3 protein-coding genes are annotated in these 2,932 nt (G+C 45.6%); 1 reads left to right on the forward strand and 2 read right to left on the reverse strand.

Going from position 1 to position 2,932, the window contains the following annotated elements:
- Window positions 1-357: 357 nt before the first annotated feature.
- Both fabI and BJP37_RS39005 read right to left on the reverse strand, forming a co-directional pair.
- Window positions 358-1,134: an enoyl-ACP reductase FabI gene (gene fabI, locus BJP37_RS11550; protein ID WP_075898906.1), complete on the reverse strand. Its 777-nt coding sequence runs from the start codon at window positions 1,132-1,134 to the stop codon at window positions 358-360.
- Between the two features lie 69 nt (window positions 1,135-1,203).
- Window positions 1,204-1,353: a hypothetical protein gene (locus BJP37_RS39005; RefSeq protein ID WP_158069539.1), complete on the reverse strand. Its 150-nt coding sequence runs from the start codon at window positions 1,351-1,353 to the stop codon at window positions 1,204-1,206.
- A gap of 130 nt (window positions 1,354-1,483) precedes the next feature.
- Here BJP37_RS39005 and BJP37_RS11555 point away from each other — a divergent pair, with 130 nt between their 5' ends.
- Window positions 1,484-2,635, forward strand: a complete 1,152-nt coding sequence (locus BJP37_RS11555) for a DUF1972 domain-containing protein (RefSeq protein ID WP_075898908.1) — start codon at window positions 1,484-1,486, stop codon at window positions 2,633-2,635.
- Window positions 2,636-2,932 lie beyond the last annotated feature (297 nt).

A 2,932-nucleotide genomic window follows, 5' to 3' on the forward strand; every position in this document is an offset into this window, starting at 1 on the left:
GGTGTTGGTAAGAAGCCCGCGTTGTCCCGTTAGGGCAACGTCGGGAGTACGTCACTATCACTTAATAGTTATTTGCCGATTTGGCAGTGACCAAACTAATTCAGTATTCTTCCGTTCTTGATGCAGTCGCTCATGGGGGAAACCCCCAAGACCGCGCTGCATCGCTTAAGTATTCGCGCATTGCATCAACCATCACGGAATGCGCGAAATAATTATCAATTCTTGATGCAGTCGCTCATGGGGGAAACCACGGCAGTTGCTCATGGGGGGAACCCCCACATGAAGGCACTGCCTCCCCAAGACCGCGCTGCATCGCTTTTTATGTTCCAATTCTATAGTTGACGCAATTGTTCTTAGTCACATTCCCATTATTTCGTAACCAGCGTCTACATATAAAACCTGACCAGTGATGCCACTGGCTAAATCACTACACAAGAAAGCAGCTGCTTTACCCACTTCTTCCTGAGTAACAGTGCGGCGCAGTGGTGCTACTTTCTCTACATGATGAATCATATCCATGATACCCCCAACTGCTGAAGAGGCTAAGGTCCGGATTGGTCCTGCGGAGATAGCATTGACCCGAATCGTTTGAGGTCCTAGTTCTGCGGCCAGGTAACGAACACTCATTTCCAGTGCTGCTTTAGCAACACCCATCACATTATAATTGGGAATTACTTTAACCCCCCCAAGATAGCTGAGGGTGACAATGCTACCCCCATCAGTCATCAAGTGTTTCCAAGCTGCGGTTAATCGATTGAGGGAGTAACTGCTAATGTCTAAGGCTAGGGAAAACCCCTCACGGGATGTCTGACTAAACTCTCCCGATAGATCCTCTTTATTGGCAAAGGCTAAACAGTGAATCAGGATGTCCAGTTTGCCCCATTGTTTTGCGATCGCATCCCCAATCGCTTCAATTTGGGCATCGTTTCGGACATCACAGGGCATGATAATGCTAGGCTCGAGGGGCTCTACCAGGTCTCGAACTTTTTTCTCATAGCGACCTTTTTCGTCAGGCAAAAAGTTCACACCTAAATTTGCCCCCGCGTTGTGCAACTGTTGGGCGATCCCCCAAGCAATGGAGCGGTTGTTGGCGATGCCAGTGACAAAAGCATTTTTTCCGTTGAGATCGAGCATGGTTTTTAGGTTGAGTCGCTCTATGAGTCAGGGTTTAAGGTTAGTTAGCCGTGTATGACAGCCCAGTTATTATATCCCTTCTTGATGCAGTCGCTCATGGCGCATGGGTCTGTGTGCTGAACTTGCTTCCGCACCTTGTAAGCCCCGTGGAAACCACGGCAGTCGCTCATGGGGGGAACCCCCGCAGGTCGGCGCTGCCTCCCCAAGACCGCGCTGCATCGCTTTGATAGCCGTTTATTATCGGCTGTTGGGTGTGCATTTTCGTTCAGCAACTCAGTTAGTCTAAGTAACTCGTGAATTGGGAAGGCAAATGTTTGCCATTGTATACTGTTAGACTGGGGCATCTAAAATGTTGAAACTATCAATTCTTGGTATCCGTGGCATTCCCGCCCAATATGGTGGATTTGAAACTTTCGCGGAACGGCTGTCAAAATATCTTGTATCTCAGGGATGGGAAGTCACAGTATATTGTCAGGAAGAGCACAAAAATCAGATGTTTGAAGAATACTGGAATGGTATTCGTCTGGTTCATATACCGGTACCGTATGGCAACGCAATGGGATCGATAATTTTTGACTGGAAATCTACATTACATGCGGTCAAACAAAAGGGTATCGTGCTTACCCTTGGCTATAACACAGCCATCTTCAGTATTTGGTATCGCCTCAAAGGAATTACCAATTTTATGAATATGGATGGTCTGGAATGGAAACGCAGTAAATGGAGGCTTCCTGAAAAAATTTGGTTATATCTCAATGAATGGGCTGGGTGTTGGTTAGCTAACAGTTTAATTGCTGATCACCCAGCAATCAAGAGTCATTTATTGACCCGAAAAGTAGCTTCTGAGAAAATTACGGTGATTCCTTATGGAACCGAGAAAGTTGTTGATGGCGACTCACAACTTTTAACCGCGTATAATCTGGCTCCGAAGGAGTATGCTTTGGTAATTGCCAGACCTGAACCAGAAAACTCGATTCTAGAGATTGTTTCTGGCTTTTCCAGGCGACCTCGGGGTCTTAAATTGGTGGTGCTTGGTCGCTATTTACCTGATCAGGTACCCTATCACAAACAAGTTCTAGAAGCAGCCAGTGATGAGGTGATATTTCCTGGTGCTATCTATAATAAGTCAGTGGTTAATGCCTTGAGATTCCACGCACGACTCTATATTCATGGACATCAAGTTGGTGGTACTAATCCTTCTTTAGTAGAAGCCCTCAGCGCTGGTCAGCCGGTTCTGGCAAACAATAATCGCTTCAATCGTTGGGTTGCAGGAACTGGTGCTCACTATTTCAAAAATGAAGCAGAATTGGAGGAGAAACTGGAGATACTGCTAAATGATGGTGATGAACTGCAAAAAATGAAACTAGCCAGCAAAGAGCGCTACTATGAGGAATTTGCTAAGGATAAGGATATTAAAGCCTACGAAAGCTTGTTCCTATCTAAAGCCAAGCAGCTACATAAAGTAGGTTTGTTCAGTTCTCCAATCCCTGACATAAAGTGATAGCCTCCATAAGTTGGGCTACTTGCTGATCAGGGAAAAATTGGGGTTAGAGGGTAACGAGTAATGGGTAAAGGGTAATGTTAGAAACCTTTATCCATTACTTTATTTATTGTGAGCGGTCAGCGGTCAGCAGTCAGCGGTCAGCGGTCAGCGAACAGCGGTCAGCGGTCAGCCGTCACCTTAAAATAAACCTCTTTAGAGAGAATTTAATAGTTCAAGATTAATGAGAATTGAAAGTCTGGGTAATATCAAATCCGGGTGTAGACTTATTGTATAGAGTGAGTCGGGAAAGATCTA

It is taken from the genome of Moorena bouillonii PNG, assembly GCF_001942495.1.
GTDB lineage: Bacteria > Cyanobacteriota > Cyanobacteriia > Cyanobacteriales > Coleofasciculaceae > Moorena > Moorena bouillonii.

Coding starts and splice junctions, on each gene's coding strand:
- fabI (WP_075898906.1), bottom strand. CDS start 1,134: ATGCTCGATCTCAACGGAAAAAATGCTTTTGTCACTGGCATCGCCAAC.
- BJP37_RS11555 (WP_075898908.1), top strand. CDS start 1,484: ATGTTGAAACTATCAATTCTTGGTATCCGTGGCATTCCCGCCCAATAT.
- BJP37_RS39005 (WP_158069539.1), bottom strand. CDS start 1,353: ATGCAGCGCGGTCTTGGGGAGGCAGCGCCGACCTGCGGGGGTTCCCCC.